The sequence below is a fragment of the Mesorhizobium sp. M7A.F.Ca.CA.004.12.1.1 genome (assembly GCF_003997835.1).
In the GTDB taxonomy this organism is placed as follows: domain Bacteria; phylum Pseudomonadota; class Alphaproteobacteria; order Rhizobiales; family Rhizobiaceae; genus Mesorhizobium.
In genome coordinates, this window is sequence record NZ_RZRK01001380.1 from 1 (window position 1) to 757 (window position 757).

Consider the following 757-nt stretch of genomic DNA (forward strand, 5'->3'; position numbering starts at 1 on the left):
GTTTTTCCCAATGCATCGCCGATTTCGCCGGTCATCGCGCCGTCGAACAGAAGCGGCGCGACACCGGCCTGCCGTAGCGTCTCGAATTTTTCCGGCGAGCGTGTCGTGCCGAAGATCGTCGCGGCGCCTTTGTTAGCCCGAGCAAAAGCCCCGCCGGAATAGCCGGCGCCGAAGATGAATATCTGCTTTTCGCTCATGCATTCGCCCTGGTTGGCCGCGCCAGACGCCATTCGTCGCGCACGGCTTCGTCGCTTTCGGTTTTCAGGCCGATGGCTGCCCGTTCTGAATATTCGGCATCGGGCACCAGCCGCGCCAGCGCCCATATTGCCGCGCCCCGGACCAGCGGCGAGGCATCGTCCAGCAAGGCGCGCACAGTGTCGGCAAGAGAGGCATCGCCGGAATTGCCGGCGGCGATCAGCACGTTGCGGATGAACCGGTCGCGGCCGATGCGTTTTATCGGCGAACCGGAGAAGAAAGCGCGGAAGGCCGCGTCATCGAGACCCAAAAGGTCGGCGAGCGGCGGCTCGCGCAAATCATCGCGCGCGACGAGTTTTGCTTCGGAAGCTGCCCGGGCGAATTTGTTCCACGGGCAGGCGGCAAGACAATCGTCGCAGCCATAGATGCGGTTGCCGATCTTTTCGCGGAATTCGTGCGGAATCGGCCCCTTGTTCTCGATGGTGAGATAGGAGATGCAGCGCCGCGCATCGAGCCGGTAGGGCGCCGGAAAGGCATCGGTCGGGCACGCGTCGAGGCAGGC

Annotated in this window: 1 protein-coding gene and 1 pseudogene; both read right to left on the reverse strand. The window is 63.8% G+C overall.

Annotated features, from left to right (window positions below; all coding sequences use genetic code 11):
* A pseudogene (locus tag EN984_RS36515) lies at positions 1–197 on the reverse strand (NAD(P)-dependent oxidoreductase); the annotation flags it as partial.
* On the reverse strand, positions 194–757 hold a 564-nt coding region (gene queG / locus EN984_RS36520; RefSeq protein WP_127384450.1), incomplete at its 5' end, for a tRNA epoxyqueuosine(34) reductase QueG. The pseudogene EN984_RS36515 and the gene queG, both read right to left, overlap by 4 nt.